The organism is Oleiphilus sp. HI0123 (assembly GCF_001635315.1).
In genome coordinates this window covers 1-373 of record NZ_LWGE01000676.1, presented here as the reverse complement: position 1 = coordinate 373, position 373 = coordinate 1, and the positions used below count along the sequence as shown (strand labels likewise).

The following is a 373-nucleotide window of genomic DNA, read 5'->3' as shown; positions in this document are numbered from 1 at the left end:
AAATAATGAGGCAGAAATAGCCGCTGGCGGCATAGCCATGGTTTCAGGTTCGATTTCAAACAGCCGAATTGTCAATAATAAGGCCACGCACCAGTTTAGCCACTCTGGAGGAATTAACGCTTATAACGAGATTGAACTGTCATTCTCTGAGGTGAGCGGTAACTCTGCTGCATCTGCCGGAGGTGTCGGTATTGGTCATAACAATGCTGAGGGTAGCTCAGTCATTATTAACTCGACTATCGCTAATAATAGTGCTGAATTGCATTCTGGAGGCTTGTACCTGAACGATGGCGAACTAGAAATCATCAATTCCACACTAGTACATAACGCTTTGCCGCTAGATAAAGATACTCGTGGTACAAGTATAGATAGT

Annotated in this window: 1 protein-coding gene; it reads left to right on the top strand. The window is 44.0% G+C overall.

Annotation, left to right across the window (positions count from 1 at the left end; all coding sequences use genetic code 11):
• A partial coding sequence (locus A3761_RS27130) for a hypothetical protein (protein WP_197472882.1) occupies positions 1 to 373 on the top strand: 373 nt, incomplete at both ends.